Annotated in this window: 13 protein-coding genes and 1 pseudogene; 9 read left to right on the top strand and 5 right to left on the bottom strand. The window is 70.1% G+C overall.

Annotation, left to right across the window (positions count from 1 at the left end; translation table 11 throughout):
- The first annotated feature begins 71 nt into the window (after window positions 1–71).
- Both AB0883_RS11800 and AB0883_RS11795 read left to right on the top strand, forming a co-directional pair.
- Entirely contained in the window at window positions 72–830 is a 759-nt protein-coding gene (locus AB0883_RS11800; protein WP_366641169.1) for an XRE family transcriptional regulator, read from the top strand.
- A gap of 4 nt (window positions 831–834) precedes the next feature.
- Entirely contained in the window at window positions 835–1,305 is a 471-nt protein-coding gene (locus AB0883_RS11795) for an NUDIX domain-containing protein (RefSeq protein ID WP_366641168.1), read from the top strand.
- Here the strand turns inward: AB0883_RS11795 and AB0883_RS11790 are convergent.
- The 4 genes from AB0883_RS11790 to AB0883_RS11775 form a co-directional block, all read right to left on the bottom strand.
- Window positions 1,293–1,859, bottom strand: a complete 567-nt coding sequence (locus AB0883_RS11790) for an HD domain-containing protein (protein WP_366641167.1) — start codon at window positions 1,857–1,859, stop codon at window positions 1,293–1,295. The genes AB0883_RS11795 and AB0883_RS11790 overlap by 13 nt on opposite strands.
- A 777-nt stretch (window positions 1,860–2,636) precedes the next feature.
- Entirely contained in the window at window positions 2,637–3,992 is a 1,356-nt protein-coding gene (locus AB0883_RS11785) for a hypothetical protein (RefSeq protein WP_366641166.1), read from the bottom strand.
- Complete coding sequence (locus AB0883_RS11780; protein ID WP_366641165.1) at window positions 3,985–6,516, bottom strand: N-6 DNA methylase; 2,532 nt, start codon at window positions 6,514–6,516, stop codon at window positions 3,985–3,987. Before AB0883_RS11780 ends, AB0883_RS11785 begins: the two co-directional genes overlap by 8 nt.
- Window positions 6,517–7,809: 1,293 nt before the next feature.
- The gene (locus tag AB0883_RS11775; protein WP_366641164.1) at window positions 7,810–8,190 is read right to left on the bottom strand and encodes a VOC family protein; all 381 of its coding nucleotides are present in this window, start codon (window positions 8,188–8,190) and stop codon (window positions 7,810–7,812) included.
- A gap of 244 nt (window positions 8,191–8,434) precedes the next feature.
- On the opposite strand from AB0883_RS11775, the gene ssd reads away from it, so the two are divergent.
- The 7 genes and pseudogenes from ssd (at window position 8,435) to AB0883_RS11740 (ending at window position 14,118) form a co-directional block, all read left to right on the top strand.
- Window positions 8,435–9,538 (top strand): septum site-determining protein Ssd, encoded by a 1,104-nt coding sequence (gene ssd, locus AB0883_RS11770; protein WP_366641163.1) that lies wholly within the window; start codon window positions 8,435–8,437, stop codon window positions 9,536–9,538.
- The gene (locus AB0883_RS11765) at window positions 9,535–10,746 is read left to right on the top strand and encodes a TadA family conjugal transfer-associated ATPase (RefSeq protein ID WP_366641162.1); all 1,212 of its coding nucleotides are present in this window, start codon (window positions 9,535–9,537) and stop codon (window positions 10,744–10,746) included. Before ssd ends, AB0883_RS11765 begins: the two co-directional genes overlap by 4 nt.
- Window positions 10,747–11,273: 527 nt before the next feature.
- Window positions 11,274–12,110, top strand: a pseudogene (locus AB0883_RS11760) (hypothetical protein); the annotation flags it as partial.
- 56 nt (window positions 12,111–12,166) lie between these two features.
- The gene (locus tag AB0883_RS11755; RefSeq protein WP_366641712.1) at window positions 12,167–12,901 is read left to right on the top strand and encodes a type II secretion system F family protein; all 735 of its coding nucleotides are present in this window, start codon (window positions 12,167–12,169) and stop codon (window positions 12,899–12,901) included.
- A 25-nt stretch (window positions 12,902–12,926) separates the two neighbouring features.
- Window positions 12,927–13,094, top strand: a complete 168-nt coding sequence (locus AB0883_RS11750) for a DUF4244 domain-containing protein (RefSeq protein WP_076470820.1) — start codon at window positions 12,927–12,929, stop codon at window positions 13,092–13,094.
- A complete protein-coding gene (locus AB0883_RS11745) occupies window positions 13,091–13,519 on the top strand; it encodes a TadE family type IV pilus minor pilin (protein ID WP_366641161.1) in 429 nt (142 codons plus the stop codon). Before AB0883_RS11750 ends, AB0883_RS11745 begins: the two co-directional genes overlap by 4 nt.
- Before the next feature lie 203 nt (window positions 13,520–13,722).
- On the top strand, window positions 13,723–14,118 hold the full coding sequence (locus AB0883_RS11740) for an Rv3654c family TadE-like protein (protein ID WP_366641711.1): 396 nt from the start codon (window positions 13,723–13,725) through the stop codon (window positions 14,116–14,118).
- A gap of 370 nt (window positions 14,119–14,488) precedes the next feature.
- Here AB0883_RS11740 and AB0883_RS11735 read toward each other — a convergent pair whose 3' ends face one another.
- On the bottom strand, window positions 14,489–15,067 hold the full coding sequence (locus AB0883_RS11735; protein WP_366641160.1) for a hypothetical protein: 579 nt from the start codon (window positions 15,065–15,067) through the stop codon (window positions 14,489–14,491).
- Window positions 15,068–15,291 lie beyond the last annotated feature (224 nt).

Raw genomic sequence — 15,291 nt, 5'->3', positions numbered from 1 at the left:
CGAGCTGGACGACTAAGGGACGTCTAGGTTACTGTCTTACTCGTCCCTAGTCGTCCCTTGAGGAGGGTCGAATGGCAAACGACCGGCTACGTGATGCCATCCTGCGTAACGGGCTGACCCCGGGCGCGGTGGCCGAAAAGATCGGTGTCGACCCGAAGACGGTAGAGCGGTGGATCACCCAAGACCGGACTCCCTATCCACGTCACCGGCACGCGATCGCGGCCGTGGTGCGCGAAGACGTCCCCTACCTCTGGCCCAAGGCGGTGACGCCGGAGAGGGCGTCGAGAATCGGACAGAGCGAGTTGCTCCAGATCTACTCCCGGCGATCCTCCGTACCGTACGACCTCTGGGGTCGCCTGATCGAGCGAGCAGAGGAGCGGATTGACATCCTGGCCTACGCCGGTCTTTTCCTCGTGGAGCAGGACCCGAGGCTTATCGACGTCCTGCGTCAAAAGGGTATTGACGGCGTCGAGGTGACGATTCTGCTCGGTGACCCGACCAGTGAGGCGATCGAGCGGAGAAGCGTCGAGGAGGGTGCGCCCGGCCTCATGGCCGCGAAGATCGGCCAAGTCCAGCAGTACTACAACCGGCTCGAAGGCGCGCCCGGGGTGACGGTGCTCTACCACGACACGACGTTGTACAACTCGATCTACCGGTTCGATGACGAGATGTTGGTCAACATGCACGTACTCGGGCGCCACGCACCGCACGCACCCGTGATGCACCTTCGGCGACTCAACGGCGGCGACCTGTTCGGCACCTACGCCGACAGCTTCGACCGGGTCCGGAAGGCCTCGAAGCCCCAGCCGGGCGGCGAGGTGGCAGCCTAGGACCATGGCGAGAACCGAGCACTACCACGACCCGAACGCGCCGAAGGCAAACAGCATCGTGGTGGCGGTGTCCGTCTTCGCCCGAGACGAGGCCGGCCGGGTGCTGCTCATCCAGCGCACCGACAACGGCCTGTGGTCACTTCCCGGCGGCGGCCAGGAGATCGGCGAGTCGGTCGCAGGAACCGCGGTCAGGGAGACCCATGAGGAAACCGGCGTGCGGGTCGAGGTGACCGGGATGGTCGGCGTCTACTCCGACCCTGGCCATGTAGTCGCCTACTCCGACGGCGAGGTGCGACAGCAGTTCTCGCTCTGCCTGCGAGCGGTACCCGTCGGCGGCACCCCGACGCCGAGTGACGAGTCAAGCAACGTCCGATGGGTCGCCCGCGACGAGCTGGGCGCGCTCGACATCCACCCGTCGACGCTGCTCCGCATCACCCACGGCTACGAGGAACGCCCCGAGCCCTACATCGGCTGAGCGACGCTGCCCGAGAGCCGGCGCTGAGTTCGCTGCACAGCGGCGACCATCTCCGGTTCCGCCCGGCAGATGAACCGGGTCACCAGGTGCTCCGGCCCGTACCGCGACCGAATCTCCGCGAGCCGATCCAGCACCTCGAAGTCTTGGCCGTCCGGCCCGGTCGTCATGTCCGAGAAGCAGAGCGCATCGGTTACCGGCGTCTCTTCCCGGGGAAACTCGGCGGCCAAGACCTCATCGAGTCCACGTTCTTCCGCTTCCAGCCAGGCACAGGAGTGGTGCGCCACCAGAGCGGCGACCCGCTCATTGAACTGCTCGCGCCGAAGCCACCGACCACCGTCGAGGGAGTGAAAGCCGGTGTCGACCAAGTCGGGGCTGTAGCCCACGTCATGCAGCCACGCGGAGGCTACGAGCACATCCCGGTCCTCGGCGGGAACCGCCCCGCTGATCCTGTCCGCTTTGGCGGCGACCGCCTGGACGTGACGCCACCGACGAGGTAGCGGTTTCTCCAGCAGGTGTCGCGCAACTTCCCGGGCAGTATCGACGAAGGCGGCCATGCCGTCAGGGTACGGAGCGCACTCAGCCCACGCCATCCCGTGTCCGGGCGGTGGCGAGGCAGGGCCGGCCGGCTGCGGGCGAAGTGGTTCAAACTTTCTGTACGTCTTCAAGGCGGCCCTGAACGGGCCGCACGCGCCGCCGCCAGGGCGCGTGCCCGTCGCTCCGCTGGCGCTCCGACTCCGGTCACGCAACACGCCCGGCGGCTGGCGCGGAGGGCGGGTAGCCCCGTGGGCCGCCGGATGACGACAGGCCGTTGCCCGGTGGCGTGGTGGGCCGGCAGCCGGCCGGGCCACGCGGCCAAGAGCCCGCGCGGCGTAGGGAAGCGCACGCCGGCCACGTCGGCGAGCTGGGGGCGGGTGGCGGGTTGCGGCTACTGCGCCTCCGGCGGGGGCGCTCCGGCTCCAGGATGGCCGGGCTCCGTCGGCGCGTCGCGGTCCGTGGGTGGTTGCTGTAGCCATCCCGCCGCCGACGACCCGGGACGAGCCGAGCAGACCACCGCCCAGCCCGCCAGCGTCGGACCGTGCGTCAAGGCCGTCTTGACATGGCGGGCCGGGCGGCGCCCCGCTCCCCTGAGGGCGGGTCGACGGCGACGGGATGGCAGATGACGGCGTTAGCGGAAGTCGAAGATGCAGCCTGCGGCATCGAAGGCGTTCAGCCGTTGCCAGTTCTACCCTGATCAGGTGCGTCTGGCTTCCACTAGGTCGGTGGCCGGTGGAGGTTCTCCCATCTGGTTGTTCTGGCAGTTCCACCATGAACCAACGTGGAACTTGAGGTGCTCAACCCAAGGTCCGGGGCGCAACGTTCGACACGTTGGCAGCCGCGAGCGACTTTGCCTCTTCAAGGGTCTCGTAAGCTCGGTCAATTGTTGTGGCGTATGTGTCCAGCGCAGTTTGATAGATCGATTCCACCTTCAGTTGGATCGCTTCACCTGGAACGGGCGCCGGAAGACTTGCCAGCGCCGATCCTGGAATTCCCGCAAGGTTGGTCGTTACCTGAGCTCGGCTCTGGAGCCAGGCTTGCGCGTAGGGAGTGTTGATGTATGCCTCTAAGTAGCCGGGGTTAACGGCATTGTTGGCGACTCGAACCCGGAAGATGTGGTCGTCGTGAGTGCATTCTTCGATCTGGCCCCTCCACAGCGCTGCCTTGCCGACTAGTTCGAGACTGTTATTCCGACATACAAGCACGTCGTCCACGTGGAGGCGCACCGATTCAAAATTGTCCTCCGGGACATCAATAGTCCGAATATCCGATAGGTCAATGAATCCCGCTTGCAGGTTGGCGACCCGGAGGTAGGGGCGGGCGTTCTGGTTCGGACGGTTTCGAGGCGACTTGGAGACTCCTCGCAGGATCATGGCCACTGTTCGGTCGCCAAGCCTCCGGACAGGGAAGGCGCATCGCAATTCGTCCGAGAGTCCAGACAAATCAGATCTGGTGCGGCGGACACTCCAGGTACTGAGCTGGCTGAGCTGAGCTGTGAAGCGAGTGTCAACCGCCTGCCGGAGATCCATCGAGATGCCAAGAACGTCATGGATTTCGGCCATGGCTTGAGGTACGACATCCTCAACCATTGCGATCCGCTGCATCGCGCTCGCAAGCTTTTCCTCGTACTCGGCAACAATCGACCGCTGCACTTCTTGGTCGGGCACTGGGACGCGAAGCGCCAAGAAATCCTCTGGGGTGACACGCTTGCGCCCGCTATGTCCTGCCGCAAGTCCTTCGAGCTGTGACAGGAAGATCGGCGTTCGCAGTAGAAGCGCCGCGTATTCGGGAAGGAGCGCTTCCGCAGAAGTAAGGTCGAAGATCGGATACTCAGTGGAGAAAGCCAGTTCATCGATCGAGGCCGGGACAATCCCGATCGCGCCGTTCCGAGCGTCGATCTTGCTGAAAACCAGATCCCCGCTCTTGGCTAGATACGTCCTACCTTGAATGGACCTGTCGCCAGCGCGAACGGTTACGCTTCCGTCAAACGAGATGCTCCCAAGAGGCACAGTCGAAAGCGCCGGCTCAGATCGCCGCACAGCGAGACGCGACAGCGGCTCCAGGAGGCTGGATTCCTGCGGCCAGGACAGAGTCCTAAGTTGTTTGACGTCCCAGCGCTTCAGCTCGGCGAAGCGTGCGACCTTGCTATACATGCTCTTGCTCCCTGTGCTTCCTCACGAACGCGCGATAACGTTCAAGGACTTCAGGGAGTTCATTCGGGACATCGGGGCCAGTATCGCCAGTCGCCGTAATTCCTGCTTTCTCCACCTCGGCCATAAAGATCGGATAATCAAAAATCTCTCGTGCTCGCCGACGCGCGACTCCCTCAGTTCGGTCCCGAATATCAGCCAAGGCTGCTGCTTCGGCAGAGAACACTTCTTGGATCGCGTCAAGCTGCGATTCGTTCAGAGATAGCGAGAGAGAGTCAAATTCCTGCTGCAGCGCGTTGATGCTGTCTTCAGTGGATCGAATGTGAGCCCACATCTTTATGGCGTCTTCGGGGTTCGCGGAGGAGGAGGCGAAAATGCCATCTGCGAACAAGGCGTCTGCGGGTGCGAACGTGTTCGAACTGGCGGCCCGCTGGTAGCGGCGTACCTCTGCTTTGTCTTGGGCGCTCAGGCTCTTCATGGCGGCCCTGAACGAGCGTTGCAGGACGATGACTTCGTCCGTAAGTTGGTTCCGCTCACCGAGCAGGTGTCGCATACGCGCGGCAGCCGGTCCGAGCGCCTTGCATGCGGCAACGGATTCGGCTTCTGCCAATTCCCGCTGCTCGGCCGCCCACTCCTGCGCAAATACCTTGCCTTCATTAACGGCATCGGCCCATGCGTCTTCTTCCTCCTCAGTGAAGCGCTGAAGAAAGACGAGTGACGTCTTTACAGTGGCCTTTGAGCTGGCAAATACCTCGTGAGGGACGGAGACGACCGCGAGGAGCTTGGCCCGTCCTTCAACGTAGTCCCGCAGCCACTGCATCGAGGGGTTGTTGAGGATTCCTTCTGGCAAAACAATGCCAAGTTTTCCGCCGCGCTCCAAGAGGTCGATGCAGCGCTCGACGAACAACGTTTCGGTGGACCTGTTGGCTCGGATCTTCGACGTTGCTGCAGGGCCACCAATCGGGTCTCGGCCGATGTCGAATAGGCCGAGGATGGGCAAACGCTCTTTGGCTGCCCGGTGGAGCCTGACGTGGCTGGAGTGCCAATCATCTTTGTAGAGGTCGGTGTAGAGCTTGATGCGCTTTGGATCATCCAACACCCGGGTTTGTTCAGTTGCGCCGACGATTTGATCGCGGCCCACGTTGGATCCGAATGGCGGGTTGGTGATCACGTACTTGAAACGGCCGGGGAAAATCCCTCCGACGTCGATGAGACCGTCGTGGTAGTAGATTCCACCGTGCCCATCGCCGTGCATAATCATGTTCATCTTGCTCGTCCGCGCCGCCCGCGGTTCGGCATCGGACCCATAGATGGTCGCGCGGGACAAGAGGGATATCCGTGAGCCTTCATCCGAGTCGTTCAGCTGGGAGTTGAGCCTGGCGAACGCATCCTCGATTTCCGCTTGGAGTTGCTCGTCTGTCCAGCCTTCGGTTTTGGCTTTTGCCTCTAGGTCCGCGCGGACCTGTCGTTTGCTGCTCTCGACATCCGCGAGGATTTTGGCGCGAATGTGCTCAAAGACCTTGATCAAGAAGCCACCCGTGCCGCTGGCTGGGTCGCACACGAGGTCGCCTTCTCCGGGATCCAGAATCTCGACCATGAAATCGACGACTGGTCGGGGCGTAAAGAACTGTCCCAGCTCTCCCCGGAAGGTTTGGCCGAGAAAACGTTCGAAGGCTATCCCCTTGACGTCATCACTGGTTGCCGAGAGGTCAAAGCCTTCGAGTTTCGCCACGATTCGACGAAAAGTGGCAAGAGAGAGGCGGAGGGTATCTTCCTTACCGAAGAGCTCGTCTGCCTCGTAGATCTTCTTGGCGTCTTCGTAGAGATCTTGCAGCACCCCTTCCGGCTTGCTGCGCCGCATCTGCGCGTACCTGTCCACGTAGTCGCGAGTGAAGCGCTCCCGCTCGCCAGTTCGCTCGAAGCCCATCTTAATGAAGAGGACCTTCGAGATTTCGTCGAAGGCTGACCCAGGATCCATCTTGTGGTTGTCACGCAGGATCGAATGACACTCGTGCAGAAGCTTTCTGAATTCATCCCGGGTGAACGCCTTGGTGGCACGCCGAACGGCCGCCATCCTGCGGCTGTCAACGAGGTCTGCCGCTGACGGGAGATCCGCGACTTCTACAAGCGTTCCTGGTGCCCCGGACCTCACTAGGAGGCAGCGAGTTTCCTTGTGGTTGTGCATCACAAGGAACTCGCATTCGGCCGAGCGGGCGTAGCTTTCGCCCTGCCAGTAGTCCTCCACCAGCAGAGGGACGTGTTCAGCCTTCGTCTCCACGGCCAGGACATAATCGCGATTCTCTGCCTTGGCGGCGGCATCGCGACAGACAAGGATGTCCGCTCGTGTCGACCGACGCCCAACCTGCATCGGCTTCTCTTGGACCATCTGCTCAAGCGAGTACCCGTAGTGCGTGTGTAGGCGGTGGATGAACGCCTGACGAACCAACTCCTCGGGGGTCGCGATCCTCCATTCCTGCGCAAGCGGAGCCCAGACGTAGGAGCCGTCGCGGTGAAGGGGATTCTCCACCGAATCTGTGTAGTGCTTGCTCGGGATGGCCGTCGGAGGTCGGCGCGACGGGGGCATGGGCTTCCTTCGGGGCTGGCTGGCGAGGTTCTCGGGTCAGCCAGAGGGTAGCCGGGCAGGCGTGTGTGACCTACATCCCACGCAGCTCCAGGCTCCGTGACAAAGCCGCCAGGCTGCCGCAGTGCTGGCCGAGCAGCGAGCGCCGAGACAGCAGAAAGATGCTGCGAGGACTGATGAGGGGCGGTTCCCAATGCTGTCGACAGCAACGCTGACAGCAACGCCGCTGGACGATGGCATGCTGCCGAGGGCTGGCACGAGCAAAGCTCCGACCGTGCAGCCGTTGCCGGGCGCGTGCGGACGCGACGCACAGAGCTTGTAAGCGAGACGTCAGGCAGCGAGGCAGCAAGAAAGCAGCGAGAGCGTCGACGCGGGTCGACCTCGAACGTGAATCGACGACGTCCGACACCTGCTCGCCGACGCGGGCCGCTACCAGCTGGCAGCGGCCGACAGCTTGAGACCGCATCCCCCGACGGGGGTCGTCCCTTTCCCCCGGGAGCGCTCCGACACAGGTCGCAGGCCGTCTCCGCCCCCGTGGAGGCCGCTCTCCGGCGGCGGATTCTTGGCCAAAGGCAGCAGAGAGCCTGTAGGCCGCCGAAACCCGGGCGGCGTAGTCGTTCGGGGTGTGCGTATAACGATTGAGCGTCGTTGACGCCTGCTCGTGGCCATGACCCGCCGCGCCAGCTTGATCGGGACATCGTCGATGACCAGTCAGGTCGCGTAGGCATGCCGCAGGTCCGGAGCGCACCAGCGAGCGGCCAGATTAGCGACGGCGCTGACCTACCACCACTTCGGGTACCACCTCAGAACCCTCTCCGCGGCTCTGGCTACCTCTCCTTCCTGCCCATCGTCGTCCTGCTCACGCCCGTCGTGCGGGAGTGACTCGCGCCGGCCGAAACCGTAGGACCACTGAATGGTGAGCATCCCCGCGCCCGTGAGGAGCCAGACTGCGAAACCCCAGTGCAGCCACAGCCCGATGCCCGCCGCCAGGTAGAACGCCCAACCAACGACAGCCGACAACCTGCGAAGGCGGGCGTACGTCACTACATGATCCTAAGCTCGCCAACCGAGCATGATCTTCATGTACGGACGCGGCCGGGGTGACTGTCGACAGCCGCGGTGACAGCAGCAGGCGGGACGTGGACGGCCCCGGACGCCGAGCGCGGACAGACGCCCGAGGCCGATACAAGTGACCCGCCGGACCAGGCACCCGCAGCTCTCGGTGTGCCGGCACAGGTGTCACGGCCAGGTTCTGGCCTCGGCGTCGAAGACCTCCGGCCGGCTCTCCACCGGCAGTACGCAGACCAGATGCCCACCGGGCACGCGCAGCACCCGGCACTCCTGCCACTGTGCGACCTGCGTGGCGCCGAGAGCGACCAGGCGAGCGGTCTCGGCCTCGACATCGTCGGTCTCGAAGTCGAGGTGGAAGCGGGGCTCGTCGTCGACCTCCTGCACGGCGATGACCAGCCCGGGTAGGGCGTCGTGCAGGCCGATGAACTGCGGGTACGACGGGTCGGGTTCGGCCGGCACACCCAGGGCTCCCGACCAGAAGGCCGTCGCCCGGGCAGCCTCCGCACGAGGGGCGTCGATCAGTACGGCGTACACGCGACTGCGATGCATACAGCGCAGGCTATCGATTCGCGCGGCCCGCGCGGAGCCCGCGCCGCCGTCGCGGTAGCCGGGGTGATTCCCGAACTGGAGGCGCGTGCGGCCGGCCGGAGTCCATAGCAGATCGAGTCGCTTGGCGGGCGTTGTCCACAGGGCGCGCGGTTGTCCACAGGCTGTGGGGACGGGGCGACGTTCCGGCTGGCGTCGGAGCAGGGTCTCGGGTCAGCAACCCCGAGCCCGACCGCTGGAGGCCGCGATGCCACCCCGTACCTCCGTCCCGCCGCACCGGCCCCTGCCGCTGCTCGTCACCTCGGACGGCGACCTGCTCGACGACCTGCTCCGGCTCGCTGCGGCGGGCGGCGTCGAGGTGGAACTCGCCGCCGACCCCGCCGCGGCCCGCACCCGCTGGCTGCCGGCACCGCTGGTGCTGGTCGGCGCCGACCAGGCCCAGCCCTGCCTGCGGGCGCGGCTGCCGCAGCGGCCACGGATGGTGCTGGTCGGGCGGTCCGGGGAACTCGACCCCGGCTGGCAGGTCGCCGAGCTGATCGGCGCGGAGCACGTGGCGACGCTCCCGGCCGCCGAGCCCTGGCTGGTCGACCGGTTCGCTGAGTGTGGGCCGGAGGGCGTCGAGCGGGGCGGCGCCCGGATCGTCGCGGTCCTGGGCGGGCGCGGCGGCGCCGGGGCGAGCATCCTGGCGGGCGGGCTCGCCGTCACCGCCGCCCGGGCCCGGCTGCGCACCCTGCTCGTCGACGCCGACCCGCTCGGCGGCGGGCTCGACCTGGTGCTCGGCTGGGAACAGTTGGAGGGGCTGCGTTGGCCGGCGCTGACCGGCGCCGACGGCCGGGTGGACGCGCCTGCGCTGGTGCGGGCCCTGCCGAGCCGGGGCGACCTGGTGGTGCTCTCCTGGGACCGGGGTGACCTGCTCGCCCTTCCCGCCCAGGCGATGGCCGCGACCGTCGACGCCGCACGGCGGGGGCGGGACTTCGTGGCGGTGGACCTGCCTCGGCAGTTGGACGACGCGGCCGTGACCGCGCTGCAGGCGGCGGACCAGGTCTACGTGGTGGTTCCGGCGGAGCTGCGGGCCACCGCCGCGGCGGCCCGCGTGGTGGCGGCCGCCGCCCCGCACTGCGCCGCGATGTCGGTGATCGTGCGCGGTCCGGCACCGGGCCGGCTCGGAGCGGCGGAGGTGGCCCGGGCCCTCGGGCTGCCGCTGGCCGGCACGCTGCGCCCGGAACCAGCGCTGGCTCGCGGGTTGGAGCGGGGCGAGGCCCCGGCCGCGCACGGCCGGGGTCCGCTGGCCGCGCTCTGCCAGCGGATCGTCGCCGAGCTGACCGGCGCGCCGGCGGCGGGTGCGGCATGACCGGGCCGTCCGAGGGCGAGACCCTGGCCGCCCGGGTGCGACAGCGCATCGCGGCCGTCGCGGCCCCGGTCACCCCCGCCGCGATCGTGTCGGCCGTACGGGCGGAGCCCACCGCCGCCGTCCTCGGCGACACCGCCGTGCTGCGGATGGCCGACCAGGTGCACGACGACCTGGTGGGAGCCGGTCCGCTCGCCCCGTTGCTGGCCGATCCGGAGGTCACCGACGTGCTCGTCAACGGCGTCCGGGTCTGGGTCGACCGGGGGCGGGGCCTGCACCAGGTCGCGGTGCCGCTCGGCACGGTGGACGACGTACGCCGGCTCGCGCAGCGGCTCACCGCCAGCGCCGGCCGGCGGCTCGACGACGGTTCCCCGTACGCGGACGCCCGGCTTCCCGACGGCACCCGGCTGCACGCCGTGCTGCCGCCGGTGGCGACCGACGGGCCCTACTTGTCCCTGCGGACCTTCCGGCAGCGGCCCTTCACCCTCGACGAGCTGGTGAGCCGGGGGACGGTGCCCCGACCGGTGGCGCCGGTGCTCTCCGCCGTGGTGGCGGCCCGGCTGGCGTACCTGGTGACCGGTGGCACCGGATCAGGCAAGACGACGCTGCTCAACACGCTGCTCGGACTGGTTCCCGCCACCGAACGGATCGTGCTGGTGGAGGACGCGGCCGAGCTGCATCCCCGACACCCGCACGTCGTCGGGTTGCAGGCGAGGACGGCCAACGTGGAGGGCTCCGGCGCGGTCGGGCTGACCGACCTGGTGCGGCAGGCCCTGCGGATGCGGCCCGACCGACTGGTGGTCGGCGAGTGCCGGGGCGGGGAGGTGGTCGATCTGCTCGCCGCCCTGAACACCGGCCACGACGGAGGCGCCGGCACCCTGCACGCCAACACCCCGTCGGACGTGCCGGCGCGGCTGGAGGCCCTCGGGATGCTTGGCGGGCTACCCCGTCCCGCGCTGCACGCCCAGGTGGCCGCCGCACTCCAGGTGCTGCTCCAGGTGCGCCGCAGCACCGAGGGGCGGGTGCTGGAATCGGTCTGCCTGCTGCTGCCGGAGGGCCCGGACCGGCTGGTCACGGCGGTTCCCGCCTGGGTACGCGGGCGTGGCCCGGACCTCGCCGCACCGGCGCTCGCTGACCTGCTGCGGGAGCGGGGCGTACCGGTGCCGCCGGTCCTGACCGAGCCGTGGCCCGGATCGGCGGGGCCCAGGTGACCGCCCCGTACGCGCTGGTGGCGCTGCTCTCGGTCCTGGCGGCGGTGCTGGTGGCCGGGGCGGTGCGTGGTGGCCGGAGCCGGCGGGGTGTGCTGGCCGCCGGCGTCGGCGGGAGCACGCGTGCCGGCGCGGAGGACCCGCTCGTCGCCTGGATCACCGAGCTGCGCCGGACACCCGGTCAGGACGCGGACGGCACGGCGGCGCGCATCAGCGGCGGCGTTCCGCGCCCGAAGGCCGTCGACCCGCGCGATGAGTCCCGGGTTCGCCTCCGGCAGCCGCCGGCAGGCCCGGACGCCCCGGCCAGCGGTACTCCCGGGAGCGGACGCGAGCCGGAGGGCGGGGCTCGGTGGGCGTCGCGGGACGTGGTCGACCGGTCGCCCTGGCCCTGGCCGGCCGGAGACGACCGTGGTGCTGGAGGAGGCGGCGGCGATCCTCGGCTGACGCGACCTGCGGGCCCGGCCCGATCCGTGCGCCACCTGGACCACCGGGACGCGCCGAGCGGGGGCGGAGGCCCCGGTCGGCTCCGGCCGCCCACTCGGCGGGACGCCCGGCGCCCCGGCGGAGCGCCCGCCCCGGCGGCTACCCTGCCGCGTCGGCCCGGCGCGGTGACCGACGCGCTCGGCGGAGACCGGCGACCGAGGTGGCTCCGACGGGACGTACTGGCGGCGTCCCCCAGGCGCACCCTGCTGCTCGCCGCGTCGGCCGGCACCGGAGCCGGCCTGCTGCTGGCCGGCCCGGTCGCGGCGGTGGCCGTCGGCGCCTACGGCACGCTGGCCGCTCGCGCGCTGCTCCGACGCAGGGCCGGCCGGTACGCCGTCCGGGCCCGGCGGCACCGGCTGGACCAGCTCTGCGGGCTGGCCGCGGACCTCCGGGCCGGCCTGCCGGTACCGGTCGCCGCCGAGCGCCTCATCCCGGGTCCGACGGGGCCCGACCGCGGATCCCCGGGGCGACAGGACGGGGCGACAGCAGTCGGAAGCCGGGGCCACGGCGACGCGGGGGCCCGCGACGAACTGGGCGGGGCGGGGCGCCTGGACCGACTGGCCCGCGCGGCCGTACGCCTCGCCGACCAGACGGGCGCGCCGCTGGCGGAGCTGCTGGAGCGGATCGAGGCGGACGCCCGGTCGACCGACCGTGGCCTGGCCGCGGCGGAGGCCCAGGCGGCCGGGGCCCGGGCCACCGCTCTGCTGCTCGCCGCCCTGCCGCTCGGCGGTATCGGGCTCGGCTACGGCATCGGCGTCGATCCGGTGGCGGTGCTGCTGCACACCCCCGTCGGTGGTGCGTGTGCGGTCGTCGCCATCGCGCTCCAGGTCGCGGGACTGTTCTGGGCCGAGCGGCTCGGCGCGTCGCCGGGACGGGTGAGCTGATGCCTCGGACGGCGCTGGCAGTGGGCTTCGTGGCCGCGGCGGGCCTGCTCGTCGCGATGCTCGCGGCGGGCCGGCGGCCCCTGCGCCGGCTGCGCGCGCTGCGCAGGGCGCCGGTCGGCGTGCATCCGGCCGCCACGCGCCGACGACCGGTCGGTAGAGACGACGACACGACCGACGACGTCCGTCCTCGGTGGCGGCGGCCGGACGCCATCCGGGTCGCCGCCGGTCTGGGCGGCGTGGCCGTGGCCGTCATCGTCGGCGGCTGGCCCGGGGTGGTGGCGGCCGTGCCGACGACGCTGCTGCTCGACCGGCTGCTTCGTCGGATCGAGCCGCCGGCCGTGCGGAACCGGCGGCTGCGCGAGGCGGCCGATCTTCCGCTCGCCGCCGACCTGCTGGCGGCGGCGATGCGGGCGGGAGCGCCCGTGGACAGGTCGATCCTGGCCGTCGCCGGGGCGCTCGACGGGCCGCTCGCCGACCGTCTCGCCCGGGTCGGCCGGTTGCTGCGGCTCGGCGGGGGACCCGAGGAGGCGTGGGCTCCGCTCGCGGCGGTGCCAGGGGCCGAGCGGCTGACGGCCGCCGTGCTTCGCAGCGCCAACAGCGGAGCCGCGCTGGCCGGCGCGCTGACCCGACTCGCCGACGACCTCCGTGCCGACCGGTCCACGGCCGCGGAGGCGGCCGCCCGCCGCGCCGGCGTGCTCATCGTCCTGCCGCTCGGGCTCTGCTTCCTGCCGGCCTTCATTCTCGCCGGCCTGGTGCCGGTGATCGTCGCCGTCCTCGGCGACGTGCTCTGACCATCGTCAAGAAAGGACAAAGAACGTGCGCAAACTGCTCGCCCGCCTGCGCGGGGACGCCGGAATGAACACCGCCGAGTACGCCGTCGGCACCCTGGCCGCGGTCGCCTTCGCCGGGATCCTGCTGAAGGTGCTGACCTCGGGCAACGTGCAGTCCGCGTTGACCGCTGTCATCGACCGGGCGCTCAAGTGACCGAGCGCCGGTCGGTTGGTCGTGACCGGGGTTCCTTCACCGCCGAACTGGCGGCCGGCCTGCCGGCGCTCCTGCTGCTCCTGCTCGCCGGGCTGTCGGCGGTCAACGCCGTCGGCACGAGGGCGGGTTGCCTGCACGCGGCCCGGGAGGCGGCGATGGCCGCCTCCCGGGGCGCCGACGGGGCGGACGCTGCCAGCCGGGCGGCCCCGCCGGGAGCGGAGGTGACCGTCACCGTCGACGGTCAGCGGGTCGTCGCCACCGTACGGGCGCCCGTACGCGCACTCGGCTCCCGGCTGCCCCGGATCTCCGTGACCGCGACGGCGGTCGCGGCGGTGGAACCCGGTGTCGTGGGGACGGACCCCCTCGGGCCCGGTGTCGCGGAGCCCGCCACCCCGGGCGTCGAGCCGTCGGAGGGCGGACCGTGAGCGGGCGAATCGGAGGCGTCGACCGGCAGGGCGACGGTCCTGACTGGCAGGGCGGCGGTGGCCCTGACTGGCAGGGCAACGGTGGCTCTGGCCGGCGGGGCGACGGCGGCCGTGGCTGGCGGGGCGGCGGTGGCCGTGGCTGGCGGCGCGACGGCGGCCCTGACCGGCGGGGCGGCGACGCGGTGGAGGGGTGGGAGTGCGGGGTGGAGGTGCGGGGGAGCGGGGTGGAAGTGCGGGGGAGCGCGGCGGGGCAGGCGGGGGAGCGTGGTGGGGCGACCGTCTGCCTGCTCGCCGTGGGGCTGGCGTTCGTCATGGTCGGGTTGTTCGGTGCCGCCGTCGGCGCGGCCCGGACGGCCCGGCAGCAGGCCCGGGTGGCGGCGGACTTCGGCGCGCTGGCCGGTGCGGGCCAGGCCCTCCTGGGCGAGCCGGCGGCCTGCGGCCGGGCTGCCGAGATCACCGCCGCCAACGGTGGTCGGCTGCTCGCCTGTCGACTCGACGGACTCGACGTCCTGGTGACCGCCGAGGTGGCCGTCACCCCGCTGCCCGGCCTGGCGCGGGTCGCGTCGGTCAGCGCCCGCGCCGGCCCGGTCCGCGGCTGAGCGGCAGGCGCAGCTCGACCGGGACCGCCCGGCCGGACATCGCCTCCACCAGCGTGGCGGGCCAGCCCCGGACCAGGGCGGCGGCGAGGGTGGTCTGTTTCTCGGCGCCGGCCAGCCACGGGAGAGTTGCGGGAGACGTTCGCGTTGCCCGCCGTTCCCGGCGGCCGACGTCGTCGCCGGGAACGGCGGCTGCTTCACCAGATCAGATGAAGGCCTCGCGGGTGGCGGCAGCAGCACGGCCAGGCCGCCTACGGCGGCGGGGTGCTGCGGGAGTCAGGTGTCGAGGGGCGCGGTGCCCGGCCGGGCGGCCCGACCACGCAGGACGCGACCGGGTCGGGACGACGGAAGCCGGCACCCCGACCCGGGCGGATCAGCGTCCCTGGAGAGCGTCGAGGGCCACGGCCATCGCGATCACGACGCGGCGGTCGACCTGCGGGTGCTGGATCTGGACGACGTACCGGTCGCGCAGACCCCACTGCTTGATGACGGAGAAGACCGGCTGGCCGCCGGCGACGAAGTCGAAGTGGTAGGGCAGCCAGGACAGCGAGTCGACGAACCGGCGCAGCAGCGCCACCGGCATGCTGCGCTCCTGGCCGGTGACCTGCGGCAGGCCGGCCTGCTCGACGTGCCAGGTGGACCGGAGCAGGGACTGGGCGAAGTCCTTGCGGAACAGACCGATCGGGTTGCCGGCGTGGTCGGTCACGTCGTACGTGGCGCCGATGTCGAGGCGCTGGCGGGCCTTGAACCCGAGCAGGGGCTGCTGCTTCGAGTCGTCGGTGTAGATCGTCACCTGCTCCTTGAAGGCGAGCCGCTTCTGCTGGGCGAACGCCAGCAGGCCACCTTCGGAGCCGTCCGGTGCCACGGCGTGGACCTCGTACTGGTTGACCATCATCCGGAGCCGCTGCCGGATGTGGAACTGCTGCTGGGCCTGCAAGTTGTCGAGTTGCATGATTCTCCTTCGAGGGGTCGCCGGAGTGTCGCACAGCTTCACCCGTGCCGCCCCCGACAGGTCACGCGTCCCTCCCCGCAGGCTACGCGGCCCGACCTGCCAGAACACGGCGGTTCCGGCCGGCCCCGCCACCCCTCCGGACCCTGCCGCGCTGCCCGACCCGCTACCGCGCCGGCCGGCGGTGCCGTCCGACCGGCGATCCCGCCACGACCGGCGATCCCGCC

The sequence above is a fragment of the Micromonospora sp. NPDC047812 genome (assembly GCF_040704175.1).
In the GTDB taxonomy this organism is placed as follows: domain Bacteria; phylum Actinomycetota; class Actinomycetes; order Mycobacteriales; family Micromonosporaceae; genus Micromonospora.
Note: the sequence above shows the minus strand (reverse complement) of the source record. Positions and strands in the feature narration are given on the sequence as shown.

Bases quoted from the DNA above. Each gene is read 5' to 3' on its own strand.
- ssd (WP_366641163.1), top strand. From the start codon at position 8,435: ATGCCACCCCGTACCTCCGTCCCGCCGCACCGGCCCCTGCCGCTGCTC.
- AB0883_RS11765 (WP_366641162.1), top strand. From the start codon at position 9,535: ATGACCGGGCCGTCCGAGGGCGAGACCCTGGCCGCCCGGGTGCGACAG.
- AB0883_RS11775 (WP_366641164.1), bottom strand. From the start codon at position 8,190: ATGCATCGCAGTCGCGTGTACGCCGTACTGATCGACGCCCCTCGTGCG.
- AB0883_RS11785 (WP_366641166.1), bottom strand. From the start codon at position 3,992: ATGTATAGCAAGGTCGCACGCTTCGCCGAGCTGAAGCGCTGGGACGTC.
- AB0883_RS11735 (WP_366641160.1), bottom strand. From the start codon at position 15,067: ATGCAACTCGACAACTTGCAGGCCCAGCAGCAGTTCCACATCCGGCAG.
- AB0883_RS11790 (WP_366641167.1), bottom strand. From the start codon at position 1,859: ATGGCCGCCTTCGTCGATACTGCCCGGGAAGTTGCGCGACACCTGCTG.
- AB0883_RS11795 (WP_366641168.1), top strand. From the start codon at position 835: ATGGCGAGAACCGAGCACTACCACGACCCGAACGCGCCGAAGGCAAAC.
- AB0883_RS11755 (WP_366641712.1), top strand. From the start codon at position 12,167: ATGCTCGCGGCGGGCCGGCGGCCCCTGCGCCGGCTGCGCGCGCTGCGC.
- AB0883_RS11800 (WP_366641169.1), top strand. From the start codon at position 72: ATGGCAAACGACCGGCTACGTGATGCCATCCTGCGTAACGGGCTGACC.